Origin of the sequence: Caloramator sp., assembly GCF_020054765.1 — a bacterium.
Lineage (GTDB): Bacteria > Bacillota > Clostridia > Clostridiales > Caloramatoraceae > Thermobrachium > Thermobrachium proteoclasticum.
Window position 1 is genome coordinate 43,139 of the sequence record NZ_JAIHAO010000013.1, and the last position, 19,536, is coordinate 62,674.

The 19,536-nt window shown below is 27.0% G+C and carries 21 protein-coding genes; 17 read left to right on the top strand and 4 right to left on the bottom strand.

The window, feature by feature from the left end; all coding sequences use genetic code 11:
• Window positions 1–124: 124 nt before the first annotated feature.
• The 8 genes from JG776_RS06525 to JG776_RS06560 all read left to right on the top strand — a co-directional run bounded on the left by JG776_RS06525 (window position 125) and on the right by JG776_RS06560 (window position 7,854).
• The gene (locus JG776_RS06525) at window positions 125–1,063 is read left to right on the top strand and encodes a hypothetical protein (protein WP_291965825.1); all 939 of its coding nucleotides are present in this window, start codon (window positions 125–127) and stop codon (window positions 1,061–1,063) included.
• Window positions 1,056–2,378 carry a hypothetical protein gene (locus JG776_RS06530; RefSeq protein ID WP_291965828.1) on the top strand — a complete coding sequence of 441 codons (1,323 nt, stop codon included), beginning with the start codon at window positions 1,056–1,058 and terminating at the stop codon, window positions 2,376–2,378. Before JG776_RS06525 ends, JG776_RS06530 begins: the two co-directional genes overlap by 8 nt.
• Window positions 2,379–2,908: 530 nt before the next feature.
• A complete protein-coding gene (locus JG776_RS06535) occupies window positions 2,909–5,077 on the top strand; it encodes a BglG family transcription antiterminator (RefSeq protein ID WP_291965829.1) in 2,169 nt (722 codons plus the stop codon).
• Window positions 5,078–5,365, top strand: coding sequence for a PTS sugar transporter subunit IIB (locus JG776_RS06540; RefSeq protein ID WP_291965831.1), 288 nt, complete (start codon window positions 5,078–5,080; stop codon window positions 5,363–5,365).
• 31 nt (window positions 5,366–5,396) lie between these two features.
• The gene (locus JG776_RS06545) at window positions 5,397–5,663 is read left to right on the top strand and encodes an HPr family phosphocarrier protein (protein WP_291965833.1); all 267 of its coding nucleotides are present in this window, start codon (window positions 5,397–5,399) and stop codon (window positions 5,661–5,663) included.
• 44 nt (window positions 5,664–5,707) lie between these two features.
• Window positions 5,708–5,992 carry a PTS sugar transporter subunit IIB gene (locus JG776_RS06550; RefSeq protein ID WP_291965835.1) on the top strand — a complete coding sequence of 95 codons (285 nt, stop codon included), beginning with the start codon at window positions 5,708–5,710 and terminating at the stop codon, window positions 5,990–5,992.
• An 11-nt stretch (window positions 5,993–6,003) separates the two neighbouring features.
• Window positions 6,004–6,459, top strand: a complete 456-nt coding sequence (locus JG776_RS06555) for a PTS sugar transporter subunit IIA (RefSeq protein WP_291965837.1) — start codon at window positions 6,004–6,006, stop codon at window positions 6,457–6,459.
• Between the two features lie 27 nt (window positions 6,460–6,486).
• Entirely contained in the window at window positions 6,487–7,854 is a 1,368-nt protein-coding gene (locus tag JG776_RS06560; RefSeq protein WP_291965839.1) for a PTS transporter subunit IIC, read from the top strand.
• Between the two features lie 65 nt (window positions 7,855–7,919).
• Here JG776_RS06560 and JG776_RS06565 read toward each other — a convergent pair whose 3' ends face one another.
• The 4 genes from JG776_RS06565 to JG776_RS06580 all read right to left on the bottom strand — a co-directional run bounded on the left by JG776_RS06565 (window position 7,920) and on the right by JG776_RS06580 (window position 11,525).
• Entirely contained in the window at window positions 7,920–8,801 is an 882-nt protein-coding gene (locus JG776_RS06565) for a Cof-type HAD-IIB family hydrolase (RefSeq protein WP_291965840.1), read from the bottom strand.
• Between the two features lie 13 nt (window positions 8,802–8,814).
• On the bottom strand, window positions 8,815–9,573 hold the full coding sequence (locus tag JG776_RS06570; RefSeq protein WP_291965842.1) for a DeoR/GlpR family DNA-binding transcription regulator: 759 nt from the start codon (window positions 9,571–9,573) through the stop codon (window positions 8,815–8,817).
• 522 nt (window positions 9,574–10,095) lie between these two features.
• Window positions 10,096–11,007, bottom strand: coding sequence for a DDE-type integrase/transposase/recombinase (locus JG776_RS06575; protein ID WP_291965843.1), 912 nt, complete (start codon window positions 11,005–11,007; stop codon window positions 10,096–10,098).
• Window positions 11,008–11,012: 5 nt separating this feature from the next.
• A complete protein-coding gene (locus JG776_RS06580; RefSeq protein ID WP_291965845.1) occupies window positions 11,013–11,525 on the bottom strand; it encodes a hypothetical protein in 513 nt (170 codons plus the stop codon).
• Between the two features lie 569 nt (window positions 11,526–12,094).
• On the opposite strand from JG776_RS06580, the gene JG776_RS06585 reads away from it, so the two are divergent.
• From JG776_RS06585 to JG776_RS06625, 9 genes are all read left to right on the top strand, one after another.
• The gene (locus JG776_RS06585; protein ID WP_291965847.1) at window positions 12,095–13,774 is read left to right on the top strand and encodes a hypothetical protein; all 1,680 of its coding nucleotides are present in this window, start codon (window positions 12,095–12,097) and stop codon (window positions 13,772–13,774) included.
• Between the two features lie 250 nt (window positions 13,775–14,024).
• Window positions 14,025–14,846: a hypothetical protein gene (locus JG776_RS06590; RefSeq protein WP_291965849.1), complete on the top strand. Its 822-nt coding sequence runs from the start codon at window positions 14,025–14,027 to the stop codon at window positions 14,844–14,846.
• Complete coding sequence (locus JG776_RS06595; protein ID WP_291965851.1) at window positions 14,815–15,825, top strand: spore photoproduct lyase family protein; 1,011 nt, start codon at window positions 14,815–14,817, stop codon at window positions 15,823–15,825. The genes JG776_RS06590 and JG776_RS06595 overlap by 32 nt, the downstream gene beginning before the upstream one ends.
• A 12-nt stretch (window positions 15,826–15,837) precedes the next feature.
• Window positions 15,838–16,530, top strand: a complete 693-nt coding sequence (locus tag JG776_RS06600; RefSeq protein WP_291965852.1) for an SDR family oxidoreductase — start codon at window positions 15,838–15,840, stop codon at window positions 16,528–16,530.
• Window positions 16,531–16,662: 132 nt separating this feature from the next.
• Window positions 16,663–16,794: a hypothetical protein gene (locus JG776_RS06605; RefSeq protein WP_291965854.1), complete on the top strand. Its 132-nt coding sequence runs from the start codon at window positions 16,663–16,665 to the stop codon at window positions 16,792–16,794.
• Between the two features lie 9 nt (window positions 16,795–16,803).
• Window positions 16,804–17,310 (top strand): YidC/Oxa1 family membrane protein insertase, encoded by a 507-nt coding sequence (locus JG776_RS06610; RefSeq protein ID WP_291965856.1) that lies wholly within the window; start codon window positions 16,804–16,806, stop codon window positions 17,308–17,310.
• Between the two features lie 26 nt (window positions 17,311–17,336).
• Window positions 17,337–17,771, top strand: coding sequence for an NUDIX domain-containing protein (locus JG776_RS06615; protein ID WP_291965858.1), 435 nt, complete (start codon window positions 17,337–17,339; stop codon window positions 17,769–17,771).
• A gap of 29 nt (window positions 17,772–17,800) precedes the next feature.
• The gene (locus tag JG776_RS06620; protein WP_291965860.1) at window positions 17,801–18,289 is read left to right on the top strand and encodes a hypothetical protein; all 489 of its coding nucleotides are present in this window, start codon (window positions 17,801–17,803) and stop codon (window positions 18,287–18,289) included.
• Between the two features lie 209 nt (window positions 18,290–18,498).
• A complete protein-coding gene (locus JG776_RS06625) occupies window positions 18,499–19,515 on the top strand; it encodes a permease (protein WP_291965862.1) in 1,017 nt (338 codons plus the stop codon).
• Window positions 19,516–19,536: the final 21 nt, after the last annotated feature.

The following is a 19,536-nucleotide window of genomic DNA, read 5'->3' on the forward strand; positions in this document are numbered from 1 at the left end:
TGATCTAAATATTGTTTTTTAACCATTACAATTATAGTATGGAATTTTAGGTTAATATGTTAAAATAGTTACATAAAGTTCAATGATTCTTAAAAATATTTTATAAAAAGGAGGGAGGCGAGATATGTTTAATTCAATTTACTTATATATAGGTGATATTCTTTATTTAATAGAGGATAAATCACCTATATATTTTGTTTTAAAAAAAATGATTGAAGATGGTGTATTGTTAGATAAAGTTAACAATATAGTACCTTATGATATTTTGCTTACACAAGAAGAATATTTAAACAGATTAATTAGTTATATAGAGAAAGATATAGCTAATAAAGGTGCCTTAATAAAGAAAATAGTTGAGACTTGGATAAATAACTATGGCTTAACATTTGAAGAATATTTTTCTGATGGATTTAATGAAGAAAAAATAAATAAATACATTAGAGAACAATCAAAGGATTTTCTTTGGTTTGGGTGTATATTAAGTGGCAATTATAGATATTTAGCTGATTTTTTAAGTAGAAGTAATTATATTTATATTGAAGATAAAAGTGAAAATAAAGATAAAAAAGATGAAGATATAAAGGAAGAACTTAAGAAAATAAAATATGAAAATGAAAGATTGAAAAATGAACTTATTGAAAGGAAAAAAACTAATGATACTTTATTAAATAAGTTAAATGACATCACTTTAAAATTGAAAAGACTTGAAGAAGAAAATAAAAAGATTTACGATGAAAATAATTATTTAAAGGCTAAACTTTTATTAATAAATAAGAAAATAGCTTTAATAATAGATGATAAAAATATTACTGGAAAAATAGAAAAAATAAAAGAAGAGTACTATCTAAAAGAAATAAAATTATACTCTTCCAATCAATTATCTCCCAATATTGATGATATCAATTCAGATTTTATAATATTTTGTTCAGAGAGGGCACAACATGATGTATATAAAAAGATAAAGAGTAAAAGTAACAATATTTTTCATATCAAACATAATAATATAAACATAATTTTTGATAATTTTATAAAATTTTTGGGGAGGAATATAAAGAATGATTAGCTACAAATATGTCATACAAAAAGTACGAACAAACAAACAAAATGCAAATTTAGAAAAACATTTAAACAATTTAAATAACATAAATGTTTCATTAATTGATTACGAACTTGAAAAATTATCAATTGAGATGTTATCTTATATTAATTTAGATCCACTTAAAAATTTTAAAAACAATATATATGATTTAAGAAAAAATGAACTATATAATTTGCTGTATTCAAAAATAGAAGAAATTCTACTAAAAGATAAAAGACTTGAAAAAGAGACCATTTTAGATTACATAAAAGAAGTTTTACATCCTTATTATAAAAACAGATTTAGAAGGTCTTTTTCAAGAGAAATAAGTTTTTTACCTTTAAATCTACGTTTATATTTATATTATAATTTACTAAAACTTGAGGATGATGTTGAAACAAAGTGGCATTTAATGGATAGAATTCAAATCACTCTTGCAAAAATGGGGCAAAAACAGTTATCTCAATTACCTATTTTACTAAATGCATTAATAAATATAGAAAATGGCAGAACATATGAAAATGATTATATAGCAAGCCATGATTTTATAAAGACAGCCAAAGAAAACAGAGAAGCGATTGTAAGAAAACATGGATTTAAGCCCAATGATATAATAGATGAATTAAGATTAACGATTTCTAATTTTATTGCAGTTAATAATATACATGATAGAGTAGTCGCAATGTATATTTTAGATATATTAAAATATTATTACCATGATATTCCTGACATAGACAAGCATATAGAAAATTTGAAGAATTATATAAAAACAGAGGATATAAACTTAATACAAGATATTGCAACTTTAGGTAGAAAAATTGATATTAATTATACAGCTTATGTAAATAATAACAATAAAATAGAAGCAAAAAATGATGAATTAATTAGTAAGATTAATGAACAGTTATTAAAACAATATGTAGCATATAATAGCTTTAAAATTTTTAGAGCAAAAGAAATTAAAGATATAGAACATGTAAAATTAATAATGTGTCAACTTAAAAATTATGCTAAAAACTATGTGGATATATATCCTCCAGGAAGCGATGAATATGAAGTAGGATGTGAAATTATACAAGAACAATTTTTGGAGATTGATGAATTCTTAGAAAGTGAAAAATTATTAAACAATGATTTTGAAAAAGTTGATTATAATTCATATAATGAAAAGGAATTTTCTATTGCAATGTTTAATTTTGGGCAGAGATTATATAATACATATTGGGCATATATAGATAATAGAATTTCACTGGATGAATTAATTAAATTATTGTGTAAAGCAGATAGTGAGAAAAAATAAGTGATATGGCTACCATATCACTTATAATTTGCCTTAAGATTTTTTTATTTAAATAATCCATATTAATTCTATTTCAATTATTTTATCTTCTCAATAATTACCAAATGGTAACGCTTAGGTGGATTCAGCATTAGTTTCTTCAAGGTGTCTGTATATAAAATTTGCAAACACATCTTCATTATTAGCAAATGTCACAAAGTGGCATATCCGATTTATTTTACGTTTGGAATTTTCCATAGTAACTCTAATATCAGCCTTTTTAAATATAAATACTACATTTTAATTATTAATAAATCTTAGAAATGAAATAAGGGGATAGAGTAGCTTTAAATTACTTTAATTGACTTTTTTTATTTTAAAATAATATTTTATTGCCACAATCAAATTGAAAAAAATTATATTTTTTAATGTATTGAATTTAAGAAATTATAAATGTACAATAAAATTACAGTAAATATTAAGAATATTTAACAATATACTACTTTTGCCACAAATTTAATGTGGCAATATAAAAACAATGGAGGGGTTAAATGGTATCAATTACAGATAGGTGTAAAGCAATAATTAGTTATCTTTTGAATCAAGAAGATGCAGTTACAATAGATAATATTGCTGAACACTTTAATATTAGCCCAAGGACAACAAGGTATGATTTAGATTTGATTGAAGAATGGCTTTTGCAGAATGAAATTAAATTAATTAGAAAGTCTAGAAAGGGTGTATGGATAGAAAATAAAGATAGGGCAAAATTGATTTTACAAAAGTATATAGATGAGAAATTGTATATAAAAAATTTTTTTCTTTCTTCTGATGAAAGGAAAAAGATGATTTTGAATATTTTGTTTAGGCAAAAAGAGCCAATAACTATAGGAGAATTAGCAGACAAATTACTGGTTAGTAAGTCAACTATAATTAAAGATCTAACTGATATAGAAAAATGGTTAAATGAAAAGAAGATTAGTATTGTAAGAAAACCTAATAGTGGTATAAAAATATCAGCTTCAGAAGCAGATTTTAGAAGAGCATTATTAGATTACCTATATGTAAATTTTGATAAAAATACTTTATTAGATTTTTTATTACTGAATAAAAAAGAAAAAATAAGTAAATTTCAATTTTTAGTAGATTATCAAATCAAAGAAATTTTTAATGAGATAGAACCATTAGAGATTGAAAATATAATATGTCAAATTGAAAAAAGATTAGATATAAAATTTGTTGATACTGATTTTGCAGGGCTTTTAATACATTTTACAATTGCACTTAAGAGATTAAAAGCTGGAGAAAAAATAGAAATGCCAGAAGAGCAGCTCAAAAAATTAAAGGAAACAAATGAATTTAAAATAATAAAAACTGTACTTAAAGAGTTTGAAAAAATATATTCAATAGAAATACCAGATTCAGAAATAGGATACATAACTATTCATGTTTTAGGAGCACGTTTTAGAGAAAATTTTATTGTAAACAATAACATTTTAAAAAATGATGAGGTTGAATTAGAGAATAAAATAAATGAGTTTATAAAAATAATTAGTTATAGAACAGGACTTAATTTATGCGATGATAGTGAATTAATAAGAGGATTATTTATACATATAAAACCGGCAATAGAGAGAATGAAATATGGTCTTAAAAGTAAAAATCCATTTGTTGATGAAATAAAGAGTAATTATTATGAAATTTTTCAGATTTGTAAACAAGAACTTAATATATTTGAAACCTACTATAATATTTCATTTGATGAAGATGAGATTTCTTATATAACAATGCATGTTGCATCTTCAATAGAAAGAAACAATAAACCTAAGAAAATAGATAATTTAAAAGTAATAGTTGTATGTAGTTCAGGTATAGGGACAGCTCAAATGCTTTCCAGTAGAATTAATAAAGAGTTTGGGTTTATAGATATAGTTGAACAATGTTCTGTAATGGAACTTAACGAAGAAAAACTTAAAAACGTTGATTTTATAGTTTCCACAATTCCTATTAATTTTAAAGTTAATAGACCTGTAATTCAGGTCAGCCCTTTATTAAATCCTAACGACATAATAAAGATAAAGGGCAGTCTAAACTATGTGACATCTATTTCTAAAGATATAGAACATCAAATAAGCAAAATAATCAATATAATTGAAAAAAACTGCATTATAAATAACAGATATAACCTAATAAAAGATTTAGAGAACTTTTTTAATAAAAATGAAGATATAGTTTCACATAAACAAAAAAATGGTGTTTTAGATTATTTGAATAATGATCTGATTATGTGTAATGTGGATGCTATCGATTTCAGCGATGCAATATTTAAGGTAGCATTGCCTTTAATAAATAAAAATTTTGTTAAACCAAGATATATAGAAAAATTAATAGAGCTGTCCAAATTAGTACCATCAAATTTTTATTTAGGACAAGGATTTGCAATGCCTCATACTAAATCAGAGGGAGATGTATTAAAGACTTGTATGAGTCTTGGGATTTTAAAAAATCCAGTGATGTTAGGTAATAATAAGATAGATGTAATTTTAATTTTAGGAGTGAATGACTCTGTATTATATAAACAAGCTATTGAAGATATTGTAAATTTACTACAAATAGATGATTTTAATTATATGATAAGAAAATGTGTTAACCCAGATGAAGTTATCAATTTAATATTAAATTCATTAAATAAATTTTATATTAGTAAAGGGGGTGAATAGGTGATAAGTATTATAACGGTTTGTGCATCAGGAATTGTGTCAAGTTTGATACTTAAAATGAATGCAGAAAGTATTTTGAAAAAATATGGTTATGATGCATCTATTAAAAATTTAGATTTTAAAGATGTTGATGAATTTGTTGCAGATATTTTAATTACTACTAAAGATGTATACAATCAGATTGAAAAGAAAAGTGTACAGGAAGTAATAATATTAGAAAATATTACAGAAAAAAAAGAGTTAGAAGAAAAATTAATTCCTGTATATAGAAATTTATTAAGAAATTAAATCAATTTGTCATAAGTTAGGGGCGATGAAGATGGTGTCAAAGGAAGTAGTTGTATTAAATTCAACGGGTATGCATGCAAGACCTGCTTCTATTTTTGTAAAAACGGCAGCAAAATTTAAATCAGAAATAAAGGTTGAAAAGGAAGGAAAAGAGGCTTTAGCAAAATCTATAATGGGAGTTTTAAGTTTAGGTATAAGTAAAGGAACAAAAATCCTAATAAAGGTAAATGGAGAAGATGAACAAGAGGCACTAAATGCTTTGGTAGAACTTGTTGAATCAAAATTTGGTGAAGAATGATATAAAATTTTATAAAAATATGCAGTTACAATGGAGGGGTAAAAATGAAAAAAATATTAGTTGTATGTGGAGCAGGAGTAGCTACGTCAACAGTAGCAATTAATAAATTAAAAGAGGAGTTGGAAAAAAGAGGGCTATTAAACAAAGTAACAATAGCTCAAGCAACAATAACACAACTACCTGATATGGCGGATAATTTTGACTTAATAGTTACAACATCTAATTTTACTCAAAATATAAACAAGCCAGTAGTAAAGGGTCTTTCCTTTATAACAAATGTTGGCAAAGAAAAAACAGTTGATGAAATTATTAAAATTTTACAACTCTAAGGGGGATACTGATGGGTCTAATAATTGATAAAGACTTGATATTTATAGACATAAGTTTTAAAGATTACAAAGAGGCATTATGTTATTTATCCGAAGAATTACAGAAGAAAGGATATGTAAAAGAAAGTTTTAAAAATGCAGTGTTGAAAAGAGAAGAAACATTTCCAACGGGTTTAGCTTTTGAGGGTTATGGAATTGCTATACCACATGCTGATGCAGAATATGTAAATAAATCAACACTTGCATTTGCAGTATTAAAAGATGAAATAAAATTTAGAAGAATGGAAGATGAAAAAGAAAGTGTAAACGTAAAAATTATATGTATGATAGTTTTAAAAGAAAAACAAAATCAAGCTATTTTTCTATCAAAATTATTAGATACTTTTAGTGATAGTAATTACATAAATAGACTTAAGAACGGTACTAAAGAGGAAATTTCAAATCTTTTATTAGAATTAAACAACTAAATTTAAAAATTAAAGGGGGATAAAATAATGAGTATTATAAATTATATTATGGATATGGGACCAAGCGTTATGATGCCAATAATATTTTCTATATTTGCATTATTGTTAGGTGTAAAGTTTGGAAAAGCCATTAAGTCTGGGTTGTTAGTAGGTATCGGATTTATAGGTTTAAGCTTAGTTATTGGACTTTTAACAGATAATCTTGGACCAGCAGCTCAACAGATGGTTAAGAATTTTGGACTACAATTAAACGTAATAGATGTAGGTTGGCCAGCAGCTGCAGCTATAGCATTTGGTTCTAAAGTTGGTGCATTAATGATACCTATAGGATTATTAGTTAATATAATAATGCTTTTAACAAAAACAACACAAACAGTTAATATTGACATTTGGAACTATTGGCATTTTGCATTTACAGGATCAATAATTGCAGTTTTAACTGGCAGTGTAGGATGGGGAATATTTGCAGCAGTTATTAATATGATAATTATAATGATAATAGGCGATCTTACTGCAAAAGGAGTAGAAGAAGAATTAGGACTTGAAGGAATATCAATTCCTCATGGATTCTCAGCAGGTTTTGTTCCTATTGCAATTATAGTAAATAAAATATTAGACTATATACCAGGTATTAACAATGTAGAAATTGATGCAGAAACATTACAGAAAAAATTTGGTGTATTTGGAGAACCAGTATTTTTAGGTACTATAATAGGTGCAATACTTGGAATTATAGCAAAATATGATTTAAAACAAATACTAACACTTGCAGTTACAATGGGTGCTGTTCTTGTTTTAATACCAAAGATGGCAGCTCTTCTTATGGAAGGACTAATGCCAGTATCAGAAGCTGTACAAAGCCTAATAGAAAGAAAATTTAAGAGTAATTCAAAATTATACATTGGACTTGATTCGGCAGTAAGTATAGGACATCCAACAACCCTTGTTGTATCACTACTTCTTGTACCAATTACTTTACTATTATCAGTAATAATACCAGGAAATGCATTTTTACCATTTGCATCTTTGGCAGGACTACCATTTATGTTTGTGTTAATAGTACCTGTAACTAAGGGAAATGTTTTGAGAACTTTAATAGTTGGAATCTTTATTATAATTTTTGGCCTACTATTTGCGACTAACTTAGCTCCATTATTTACAACAGCAGCAAAACAAGTTAATTTTGCAATGCCAGGTGAATCAACATTAGTTTCATCAATTGATTATGCGGCTAGTCCAATTCCTTGGGTGATTACAAAGTTAATTGAGCTTAGATATGTAGGTGCAACAATTATAACTTTATTTACTCTTTGGTTTATGTACTTAAATAGAAGAAGAATTATTAAAGAAGCTAACGCAGAAGCACTTAATAAAACTCATTCAACTCAAATGTAATAAATAAAAATAAGTGATATGGCAGCCATATCACTTATTTTTATTCCCCCATAACGCCCAAATGGTCACGCTGGGGTAGATTCAGCATTAGCTTTTTCAAGGTGTCTGTAGATAAAATTTGCAACACCATCTTCATTATTTGTTAATGTAACAAATCGACACATTCTTTTTACTTCATTTTCTGCATTTCCCATTGCAACGCTAATGCCAGCCTTTTTAAACATAGACACATCATTAAAATTATCTCCAAAGGCAATTACATCATCAAGGCTTATATTCAAATGCTTTGCAAGATACTCAAGGGCATTACCCTTTGATGCATCCTTTGAAACCAATTCAAAGTTATATTTATGGGATATAACAGAGGATAGTCCTTTAAAATTTTTAACATATTCCCTACCATAGTTTAATTTGTTTTCATCAAAGGACATAGAAGAAATACAGCAGAATTCTAAGTCTGAATCTAAGAGCTCATCTATGTCGTTAAAATATTTAATTCCATATTGTGAAAAAATTAAATTCATAGTGATATCGATATATTCTTTAGTTATTTTAGGGTTGTTGCTTTTGGCTAACTTATAATCTTCCTTTATAGTATTTTTAAAATCATAATGTAAATATACATTTTTATCCGTCAGTAGCTGTAAAAAGAAGTTATTGTCTATTAACCAATGAATAGCAGCCTTTAGCTCATCCTTTGGTATACTCCAGCTTTTTATTTTTTTACCCTCTATGGTGTGGACTGTTGAGCCATTTCCAGAAATTATATGTGCCTCAATATCAGCCTTTTTTAATATATTTAATACATCTGTGTATATCCTGCCAGTCGCAATTGCAACTTCATATCCGTTTTCCTTTGCAGTCCTTAGAGCCTTTACATTCTCTTTACTTATTTCGTGTTTAGAATTAAGCAAAGTACCGTCTAAATCAGAAACAATAAGCTTCAATTAAATCCCTCCATTATTTTGCTATAATAAGATTTACTCCATTTTCCTTAAGGGTTTTTATAAAACCTTCATTTGGACTTTTATCGGTAATTATAATATCAATTTCAGATAAACTACATACCCTAAAGGCAGCAGTGTTACTAAACTTAGTGTGGTCAGCTAAAACAATAGTCTCCTTTGACTGCTTTATGATACTTTGCATAACAGCAGCATCCTCATCATCAGCAACAAATATTCCATTCTTTGTTATTGAAAGTGCACCTAAGAAGGCTTTATCTGCAAAATAGTTTGATAGCATATTAATAGTGTTGTGGCCGTATAAAAACCTGTGTTCTTGGTTTAGCTTTCCACCTAATAAAATGGTATTTACATTAACTTTAGCAGACAAAACATCTGCAACGTTGATAGAATTTGTTATAACATTGCAATTAATATCCTCCATAAGTTCTGCACAGGCCTGAACTGTTGTAGAAGTATCTAATATAACTGTATCTCCCTCTTTAATTAGGGAAGCTGCAGTCTTTGCAATTTTATGCTTTTCTTCAACGTCAAAGTGTAGTCTTTCTTTGTATGGTTTTATTCTTTCGTGGGCAAGAGGGAGAATTGCTCCCCCGTGTGTTCTCACAATAAGTCCCTTTTTCTCAAGATTAACTAAATCCCGCCTTGCAGTATCACGTGACACGTTATATAGCTTGCATATTTCCTCAACACTAATACGTTTATTTACCTGAAGATATTCTAATATATGCTGCATTCTTTCTTCCTGAAACATAAACCACCTCAGTAAGTATTTTACAATATAATTTTAATGCAATATAAGTAAAATGTCAATTAAATATAAGTAATTGTAATTAAATATAAGTGTTTTTATAACTATTATACATATCAATTTTAATTTATTTAAAATAAGATAGTTTTACAGGAAACATTTTGAAATAAAACTGTTAATTAATATAAGTTTGTTTCTCTATTGTCTGCTGATAAATATTTTCTAATTTAACTTGTTTAAATTAATAAAAAATCATCATAAAAATCATTAATCATTACTGAATAAAATATACTGTACTAAAAGTGTAACACAGCTTTTTAGTAAAACGTTTTAATAAAAATTTAAAGTTTTGAATTAAACATATAATTGTTAATCTTAAGCCCTTTTGGGTTTATGATAAAAATTTTATTTAATAAAAGGTAGTGTAAAAAGTTTATGAAAAACTACTTAAAAAAATTAAGAAATTAAAATTCAATTGCAGTTGCCCTTGACAAACATTCGCCAAATGGCTGTTTTATATAAGTCTTAGGCGATAGCCTGAGATATACAATAATTTTGAGATAGTTCAATGAGCTTACACCATCTATCAGGCATTGTTGGTAATTTCTCAAGTTCTTTAAGTACTACAGGAGTTTTACCTTCTAATGCTGAATGTGGTCTTAAAAAATTAAAATAAGCTACAAACATTGTGACAAAAGCTATTGAACCGTCAGGACTTCCAAAGCCTGTCGTAGGTTTGTAATTACCTTTAAATGTTCTATTTAAACGTTCGATTATTTGTTTTAATGGTCTATATTCTGCTGAAACTTCATCTTCATTAGTTAGACCTATAACTTGTATAATATCAAAATTTATACCATGGCTTGCAAAAAAGTGTTGTGCAAGAAGATATATAGGGTTTCCATCAGTTATAAGTTTTAAGTTTTCTGGTATTTGTTTTAGTTTAGACAAAACATCATCTATAGCTTTTACTGCAGTTTTTGTATCCCTGTTTGGTGATACTCTGTAAGAAAGAATTATTTTCTTAACTGCATCAAAGAAAAAGAAAATATAATTCCATTTACCATTAACTTTAATATAGGTTTCGTCACCGCAAAAGGAATTAGATAATTCGTATTCATAATTATCTATAAAAGGCTTTACTATTACTGATACTGAATTAACGTAGTTAAGAATTGTTTGATGAGATATTTTTATACCATGTACATCATAAAGTAAAGCTGCTGTCTTTCTTGAAGATAGACCATAGTTAACGTAGTATGTTAACACTAATCCTAATGTGTATGAAGATGTCATTATCTTTGGTAGAGAAACTTTGGAAGTAACAGGGCTTTCTTTTGATAGAGGTACAAAATCAAATGTAAATTCTCTAAAAATGTATCTAACTTTATATTTATGTGGGTTTTTCTTAAAATCTTCCTGTTCTTCTTTGCTCATTGAACTTAATTTGCTTTTATAGTAGCTACATTCATCATTTTTACATTTGTAAACATAGAAATCCTTACGGTGCTTGATTTTTTTAAGTACTTTACCACAATGTGGACATCTAAGTATGACATCCTTTTGATAACGATTTTTATCATGAAAAGTTGTAGAACATACTTTACAAAGGTATTGACCTCTACCGCCATTATTGTCATATAAATATATGTGCGGAGCACCCATTTAGGGCATACAATATCTTTGGGTATAGTATTTTTAACTTTACGTTGCTTAACAGGTTTAAGTTCTTTACCATAAGTGTTTTTATATTCGTTTAAAAGCTGTTTATAGTATAGCTTTTCGAAACGCTCAAAAATAGGAAGTGCATCTACTTGTAATTTTTGATAGTCCTCTTTAATTGCTATATCTTTAGATGGGTCTTTTAGAAAGTTTTTACCTAAAAGCAATGTAAGAAGATATTTTATAATTTTAGTAAGAAATATTATGTATTCAATGAGTACAAAATTAATCATGGTAATAACTTGCCTCCTTTTTAAAAGTTATGTTTTTGTTTGTGGTAATTCAAAAATATATTAACTTTAGTGGGGTGGCAAGTTATTTATATAAAAATTAAGTAAAATTAATGGGTTGCTGTCTTAGATATATAAAAATATTTGACAGTACCTAAAAATACAGGAGGGGTTAGAGATATCTAACCCCTATAATTTTTATATTTGTTTATATAAGTTTAGTTAATAATTTTGAACTATACAGTTTAAAATAAAACAAAAATAAAAAGTAGAAGCAACTAAAAAGAGGAATAGAAGAGAGAGTTTAATTAAGGGAAATATGTATTAAGAATGTTATGTAGAAAAATGTTGAAAAATATATATTTAAATATTTTATATTAATGGTATAATAGTGTAATATAGTCATTAATTTTTAAAAATAATTAACATAACAAAGGGGGAATGTAACAATTATATAAAATTAAATTTTAAAATAAGTATTTAGATTGATTTTATTTGTGAAATTAATTTTTTATAACTTTAATGGTGCATTGTTTAAAAGAACTAATTAGATTGTGTGAGGTGACAGTATTTTGGATACAAAAAAAATACATTATAAAAAAAATAATATATATGGACTTTTAATGATTATTCTAATTATATTATTTTTGCCAGGTTGTAGTTCAAAAAGTACAAAAATAGATAATAATTATTTTATTACAGTTAAATATAAAGATCATTCTAATGCCAATGCAGAAGTTATAAATGCAGTTAATAATAAAAAAGATGAAATAAAAATTGGACGATATTTGTCTGATAATACTATAGAATATATTCCAGAAATTGATACAATACTATTTGTAGATTCAAATGGTAAACTTTTTGCTAAGAAACCACAATCTGAAGCAGTAGAAATTAAAAAAAATATTATTTATTTTAGAGTATTGGGTATATATAACAATTTTTTACTTTTAGCTGATTGTGCATTAGATACTGCTGTTGCAGATATTTATTTAATAAATATGGATAATTGGGAAGCAGAAAAATTAATATCAAATGCATTGTTAAATTTAAAATATTCTAAAGATTTTTCAGTTATTGTTTATGATGATTGGCAAAATCTAAAAATATATAAAAAAGGAGAAGATATCAAAAAAATTACAAATAGTTTATCTTATGAATACGGTTTTAATTTGTCCTCTAATGGTAAACTATTGATATATTGCGATGATAAAGGTACATATATTTATAATATTGAAAAGGATGAAAAAGAAAAAATTTCAAGCAAAAAATATGAAAATGCAACATTTATAAATGAGGATACTTTATTATTTGTTATGGAAAATGAACTTTATGAAATGAAAGTTGGTAAGGAACCAGAAAAGATTATATCTAATGTTAACTATTATAAATACTCTTCTAAAGGTATTTATTTCACAGATGAAGATAAAAACTTATATTTTCTAAAAGATAAACAAAAAAACAAAATTGCTTCCGAAGTTAAAGAATACTTTGTTAATGAAGATGGTAGTATGATTTTATTCATTAATAATGAAGACATTTTATATAGGGTGGAAAACCTTGGTGATAAACAAAAAATTAGTTCTGATTTAGAAAAGTATAGTTTTAATGGTGAAAGATTTGTTGGATTAAACAAAGATAATGAATTGTATGTTATAGAAAAAGGTAAGGATGCAGTAAAAGTCGATACTGACGTAAATAATTTTGAATTACCTACAAATACAAATAATGTTGCATATGTAAAAGAAAATTCAGAAATATATCTATTTAAGGATATTAAAGATAAGCCACAGAAAGTTATCGATAATGTAAATGATTTTAATTATATAAAATATGGTGAATCTATTTTATATGAAAAACAATTAGAATTAAATGATATTAAAGGAATTTGGGAATTTAATATTGATATGCAAAACATAGATCCAAAATTTGCATCATCATTTATTAAAATTAATGGAGATACCCTCGAACTTTATGCATTTGGTAAAATTTTGTTCAAAGCCAGTGTGTTACTTGATGCATATAATTCAGAGGAGGGCAAAATAATATTTATTAGTAGACAAGAATATGACTTTTATGATTTACCTTACCGATACTATTATGCTGCTTTAGATTTAATAGATTATTTTAGCAATGGAATTGAGATAAAATTTGACGGTAAAAGTATAGAGGATGATAATTATAATGCTTATGAGAGGGTAGAACAGAATTATTTCGAAAATAAAATAAATAGCCAGAACTATAATAATTAATATAATAACAGTAATAGATTAAGTGAAAAAATATAAAAGATGTCAATCAAATAATTATGGTTGACATCTTTTTTTAATAAGTATATTCAAGGCATATTATTTATTTAATACAATACGCAATTGTTAAAAATAAAATTAAAAGCGTTTGTTAATTTGTATTTGAAAAAATTTGTATTATAATATGAATTGGATATAATACAAAAAAGTTATAATCCATAAGGATGCCATTTAAAAGAGTGAGGTATCAAAGATGATATACATATCAACTGCAATGTACATAGAGGCACAGGAAATAATAAAAAGATTAGGTTTAAAAAGAGATAACAGCATAAATAAATTTGAAGTTTTTAAAAATGATGAAGTTACATTAATAATAACAGGTGTTGGCAAAGTAAAGTCTGCAGTCGCCTTAACTTATCTTTTATCAAGGCAGGAAATTACCCAAAATGACCTTTACATAAACTTTGGCATATGTGGTACAAAAGATAAACAAGTTCCACAGGGAGAAGTGTTTTTATGCAGCAAAATAACCGATAACGATACCAAGTTTACCTATTATTCCGACCTACTTATTAAACACCCATTTAAAGAGGCGAGCATTGAAACCTTTTCAAATTTAGTTTTTAAAGGGGAGTCTGATGAACTTTTAGTTGATATGGAGGCCTCTTCTTTATATCAGGCAGCATCGGTATTTTTTAAGCCTCACCAAATATTCTTTATAAAAGTTGTTTCTGATTATTTAGATGTAGAAAATATAGATAAGCATTTTGTAATAAAGGTTATAGAAAAAAATATAAATAGAGTGATAGAATGGATAAACTACATAAAAAATAATTTTAATGGAAGTAGGCAAGTTCTAACACAGACCGAAGAGGAACTTATAAAAAGGGCATCAGAAAACCTAAAGATGTCTGCTACAATGGAAAATGAGTTTAGGCAGCTTATGATTTATCACAAACTATTAGACAACGATATAACAGAACTTATAGATACATATTTAAAAATAGAATGTAAATCAAAAAATGAAGGGAAGATGCATCTTGCAGAGCTTAAAAGAAGGATTGTTAAATAGAGCCTTTTCCCATATTTATGTTGAAAAAAGGGCGATGGAATATGAATTGACAAAGGAAATTTTAAAAAGGTTTAAGGAATCAAAAGTAATAGAGATAGAGCATTATAAGGACATATTTTCAAGAGCAAATCAAGACTTTTATCTTCAAAAAAAGAGTCCAAAGCTCATTCTTGCGGTAAAACAGAACAATTTGATATATAAGGGTGCAGATGTATGTGAGGATTTTGGAAACAAGCATTTTTACTATACATCAATTATGATGAACTGCATATATGACTGCGAGTATTGCTACCTACAAGGTATGTACACATCCGCAAATATTGTTATTTTTGTTAATATAGATGACTATTTCAAAGAAATAAACCGACTTTTAAGTATGCATCCTTTATATCTTTGCATATCCTATGATACAGACCTTTTGGCCTTAGAAGGACTTACAAATTATGTTAAGAAATTTATAGAATTTGCAAAGGAAAATAGTGATTTAACAATAGAAATAAGAACAAAAAGTGCAAATTTTAATTTAATAAAGGACATTCAGTCCCAAGATAATATAATATTAGCTTGGACACTTTCTCCAGAGGGGGTAATACAAAAGTATGAACATAGAACCCCAAATTTAAAAAGAAGAATTAAAAGCATAAAGGAAGCATTAGATAGGGGCTTTAGAGTGAGGCTTTGTTTTGACCCAATTTTGTATATAAAAAATTGGAGAGATGAGTATAGAGATTTGATAGAAGAAGTTTTTAGTAATATAGATGCAGATAAAATATATGATGTAAGTATTGGTCTATTTAGGGTTTCAAAGGATTATCTAAAAAGGATGAGAAAACAAAGACCAGATTCAATTGTTTTAAATTTCCCCTATGATACTGTAGAGGGAGTTTGTAGCTATGACAAGGAACTTTCAAGGAATATGATAGGATATGTTTATGGCTTAATTGCAAGGTATGTTGAAAAAGAAAAAATATATATATGAAGGGATGATAGGATGAAGGCGGCTATTGTAACAGGAGCATCCTCGGGAATAGGATTTGAAATAAGCAAAGTTTTAATAGAAAAGGGCTTTAAAGTATATGGATTTGGTAGAGATTTTTCAAAAGTAGATTATGAAAATGAAAATTTTATAAAGGTTGTTTGTGACTTAATGGATATAGATGTTTTGTGTGAAAAAGTAAAGGAAATACGAAAAAAAGAAGAGGTTTTTGTATTAGTCAATAATGCTGGAGTTGGATATTTTGGTCCCCACGAAGAATTAAATCCTAAAAAGATAGATGAAATGGTAAAGACTAACTTAGAAGTACCACTTATTCTAACACAACAGCTTCTTAGGGATTTGAAGAAAAATAAGGGGTATGTAATAAACATATCTTCAATAACTGCCAAAAAATCGAGTACCTATGGTTGTGCTTATGCAGCAACAAAGGCAGGGCTTACTCATTTTGCAAATAGTCTATTTGATGAGGTTAGAAAATATGGAGTAAAGGTTGTAACAATTCATCCAGATATGACAAAGACGAACTTCTATAGAAGTGCAAATTTTAAAGAGGGACAAGACGAGGATACCTACATAGAAGCCAAAGAAGTAGCAGCTTTTGTTGATTTCATTTTATCCCAAAGGGAAGGCATTGTGGTAACAGATGTAACGTTAAAACCCCAAAGGCATATGATTTTAAGGAAATAAACTGATAAAAGTCTTACAAATATTTTTATATTATTTTTTAATAATATTTACATCTATAAATGAAATATATATAATTAAGGTATATATAAATTGAATAATTTAAAAAAACAAACAAAATATGGGAGTGGTTATATGGGTATTTTGTCAAGTATTTTTAATTATTTACTACACTATCTATTTAATGTTACAGGTGACTGGGGGATTGCAATTATAACATTAACTCTGTTAGTTAGGTTTTTACTTTTACCAATATCAATAAAATAAAGAATAAATATGTTAAAGCAGCAGAATTTATCAAGAAAATTAAATGAAATAAAGGAAAAATACAAAAATGATACAAGCAAGTTAGAAAGCGAAATGAAAAAGTATTACGAAGAAAGTGCAAAAAGTATGTTTGGATGTCTGGTTACTTTATTGCAGATTCCAATTATCTCAACCCTCTATTTTGCTATTCTGAAAATGCCAATAGGAGCACAATCTATATTAATTCCTTGGGTAAGTAGTATTAAATTCCCAGATAAATATTATATTGTTCCTTTTGTTTATGTTTTAGTATCCTTAAGTCCAAATCTATTGTCCTATATAGAGTATTTTAAAATTTTTAAACAAAGTGAGACTGCAAAATCGACCTTTATATTTAATATAATTTTTAGCCTACTTATTACAATAAAAGCACCAGTGGCAATAGGTATATACTTTATTACAACAGGGTTATTTTCTTTTGTTGAGGAAGTTATATTTAGAATATATATAAAAAAATATCAGCTATATTACGTATAACTTATTAAATACGAGGTAATTAATCTATGAAAGTAACTTTTTTTAAGTTAGGAAGTATTAAAGATGACAGTTTCAATTATGTATATATTTTTGCTACTTTTAATAACAAGTGGGTGTTTGTTCGTGAAAAGGGAAAATATACTTGGGAGATGCCAGTAGGACATAAGGAAAAATTTGAAACTGTTGATGAAGCAGCAAAAAGAGAGTTGTTTGAAGAAACGGGTGCTATTGATTATAACATTGAACCTATATGCGATTACTCTGTTACTTTAAATAAAAAAACAACGTACAGCAGATTATTTTACGCAGAAATTAAAAAAATAGGTAGTTTACCCGAAAGTGAAATAGAAGAGGTAGGTTTTTTTATAAAAACTCCAGATAATTTGACATACCCAGAAGTACATAAAATATTATATGAAAAGGTTGTGGAATATTTATCCAAAAAAGCTCGTAATATATAATGTTATCTTATGCATTAGGGAGGTTATTTATGGGAAGGTCAAAAAATAAATATATCATACTTTTAATATCCATTTTAATTCTTCTATTTACAGCTGGATGCAAAGGTACAGCATATCAAAGGAGTCTATATGATGACGATAAAAAGATAGTATCTGATGGGGACAGCTATACATATGGATTAAGAAGCGGTATGACTGTTAACAACAAAACAACAATAAAATTTGGAAGATTTACGGGTATGGAGACTATATATTATGTTGAGGCAAAAAAAAATTCGAAAATAAAAATAGACTTTAATGCAAAAATAAAAACTGGACATTTTAAAGTTGTATTTATAGATGCTAACAATAATATAACAAAAATTTTAGAAGGCACCCTTGAGGGAAGCGTAGATTTAGATGTTCTAAAGGGAACAGGAAGAATAAAGTTTGTAGGTAGGGATGCAGCAGGAGAAATTAGTCTAAAAATCTATCCAGCAGACGATGTAGAAATTATAAAGAAAAGTGAAAATTTTTAGATAAAATTTTCAACAAATTTGTAATAGAAGCTTGTATTATTGTAGTGGTTTATGGATAAAATCCCTTTCGCTGTATGTACCATACAGACAGAGGGACTTTTTACTTTTCTAATAATAAACTTTTTTATTTTTATAATATCTATTGACAATATTTAAAAGAATCAATAATATAATTATATAATTAAATTCTTATACAAGGAGGCGAAAAGATGTCAATTTTAGGTATGATTTTTAACTGGTTAAACGACCAACTTTTAAAGATGAAATGGTTATCTGATCTTGTTAGAGTGTTTGTTGAAAAGGTTTTAAGATTAGATGTAGATGCAAGAGTAGGTGGAAGTGTACATTTTTTCATATATGATACAATAAAGATATTTATACTTCTTTCAGTTTTAATATTTTTAATATCCTATATACAAAGTTATTTTCCACCAGAGAGAACAAAAAAGATACTTGGAAATATAAAAGGGATAAAGGGAAATATACTTGGAGCACTACTTGGAACAGTAACTCCCTTCTGTAGCTGTTCAAGTATTCCAATATTTATAGGTTTTACATCAGCAGGACTTCCATTAGGCGTAACCTTCTCATTTTTAATTTCATCACCATTAGTAGACCTCGCATCATTTTTACTTCTTATGTCCTTCTTTGGGCCAAAGATTGCTCTTGCCTATGTTATTGTAGGTTTAATACTTGCAGTTATAGGTGGTACTTTAATTGATAAGCTTGGACTTGAAAAATATGTAGAGGGTTATGTAAAAGAGATTGAAAATGTTGATGTAGAAGTTCCAGAGATGACAAGAAAAGATAGAATAGACTATGCAAAGGGACAAGTAAGAGACATTATAAAAAGAGTATGGCTCTATATCTTAATAGGTGTAGGAATTGGTGCAACAATACACAACTGGATACCACAAAATATAATTGAAAATGTTGTTGGAGGCAAGAACCCATTCTCAGTTTTACTTGCAACAGTGGTTGGAATACCAATGTATGCTGATATATTTGGTACACTTCCAATAGCAGAGGCTCTATTCTTAAAGGGAGTAGGAATAGGAACAATACTTTCATTTATGATGGCAGTAACAGCTCTATCACTTCCATCAATGATAATGCTTAGCAAAGTAGTAAAGCCAAAGCTTTTAACAATATTTGTATCAATTGTTTCATTAGGAATATTGATAATTGGATATTTATTTAATGCAGTGTCATATTTGTTTATATAAAAATAAATAGATTAAAAAATC

Coding starts and splice junctions, on each gene's coding strand:
- JG776_RS06545 (WP_291965833.1), top strand. CDS start 5,397: ATGGTGTCAAAGGAAGTAGTTGTATTAAATTCAACGGGTATGCATGCA.
- JG776_RS06600 (WP_291965852.1), top strand. CDS start 15,838: ATGAAGGCGGCTATTGTAACAGGAGCATCCTCGGGAATAGGATTTGAA.
- JG776_RS06530 (WP_291965828.1), top strand. CDS start 1,056: ATGATTAGCTACAAATATGTCATACAAAAAGTACGAACAAACAAACAA.
- JG776_RS06575 (WP_291965843.1), bottom strand. CDS start 11,007: ATGAGCAAAGAAGAACAGGAAGATTTTAAGAAAAACCCACATAAATAT.
- JG776_RS06590 (WP_291965849.1), top strand. CDS start 14,025: ATGATATACATATCAACTGCAATGTACATAGAGGCACAGGAAATAATA.
- JG776_RS06560 (WP_291965839.1), top strand. CDS start 6,487: ATGAGTATTATAAATTATATTATGGATATGGGACCAAGCGTTATGATG.
- JG776_RS06615 (WP_291965858.1), top strand. CDS start 17,337: ATGAAAGTAACTTTTTTTAAGTTAGGAAGTATTAAAGATGACAGTTTC.
- JG776_RS06620 (WP_291965860.1), top strand. CDS start 17,801: ATGGGAAGGTCAAAAAATAAATATATCATACTTTTAATATCCATTTTA.
- JG776_RS06625 (WP_291965862.1), top strand. CDS start 18,499: ATGTCAATTTTAGGTATGATTTTTAACTGGTTAAACGACCAACTTTTA.
- JG776_RS06610 (WP_291965856.1), top strand. CDS start 16,804: ATGTTAAAGCAGCAGAATTTATCAAGAAAATTAAATGAAATAAAGGAA.
- JG776_RS06535 (WP_291965829.1), top strand. CDS start 2,909: ATGGTATCAATTACAGATAGGTGTAAAGCAATAATTAGTTATCTTTTG.
- JG776_RS06555 (WP_291965837.1), top strand. CDS start 6,004: ATGGGTCTAATAATTGATAAAGACTTGATATTTATAGACATAAGTTTT.
- JG776_RS06570 (WP_291965842.1), bottom strand. CDS start 9,573: ATGTTTCAGGAAGAAAGAATGCAGCATATATTAGAATATCTTCAGGTA.
- JG776_RS06605 (WP_291965854.1), top strand. CDS start 16,663: ATGGGTATTTTGTCAAGTATTTTTAATTATTTACTACACTATCTATTT.
- JG776_RS06550 (WP_291965835.1), top strand. CDS start 5,708: ATGAAAAAAATATTAGTTGTATGTGGAGCAGGAGTAGCTACGTCAACA.
- JG776_RS06525 (WP_291965825.1), top strand. CDS start 125: ATGTTTAATTCAATTTACTTATATATAGGTGATATTCTTTATTTAATA.
- JG776_RS06580 (WP_291965845.1), bottom strand. CDS start 11,525: ATGATTAATTTTGTACTCATTGAATACATAATATTTCTTACTAAAATT.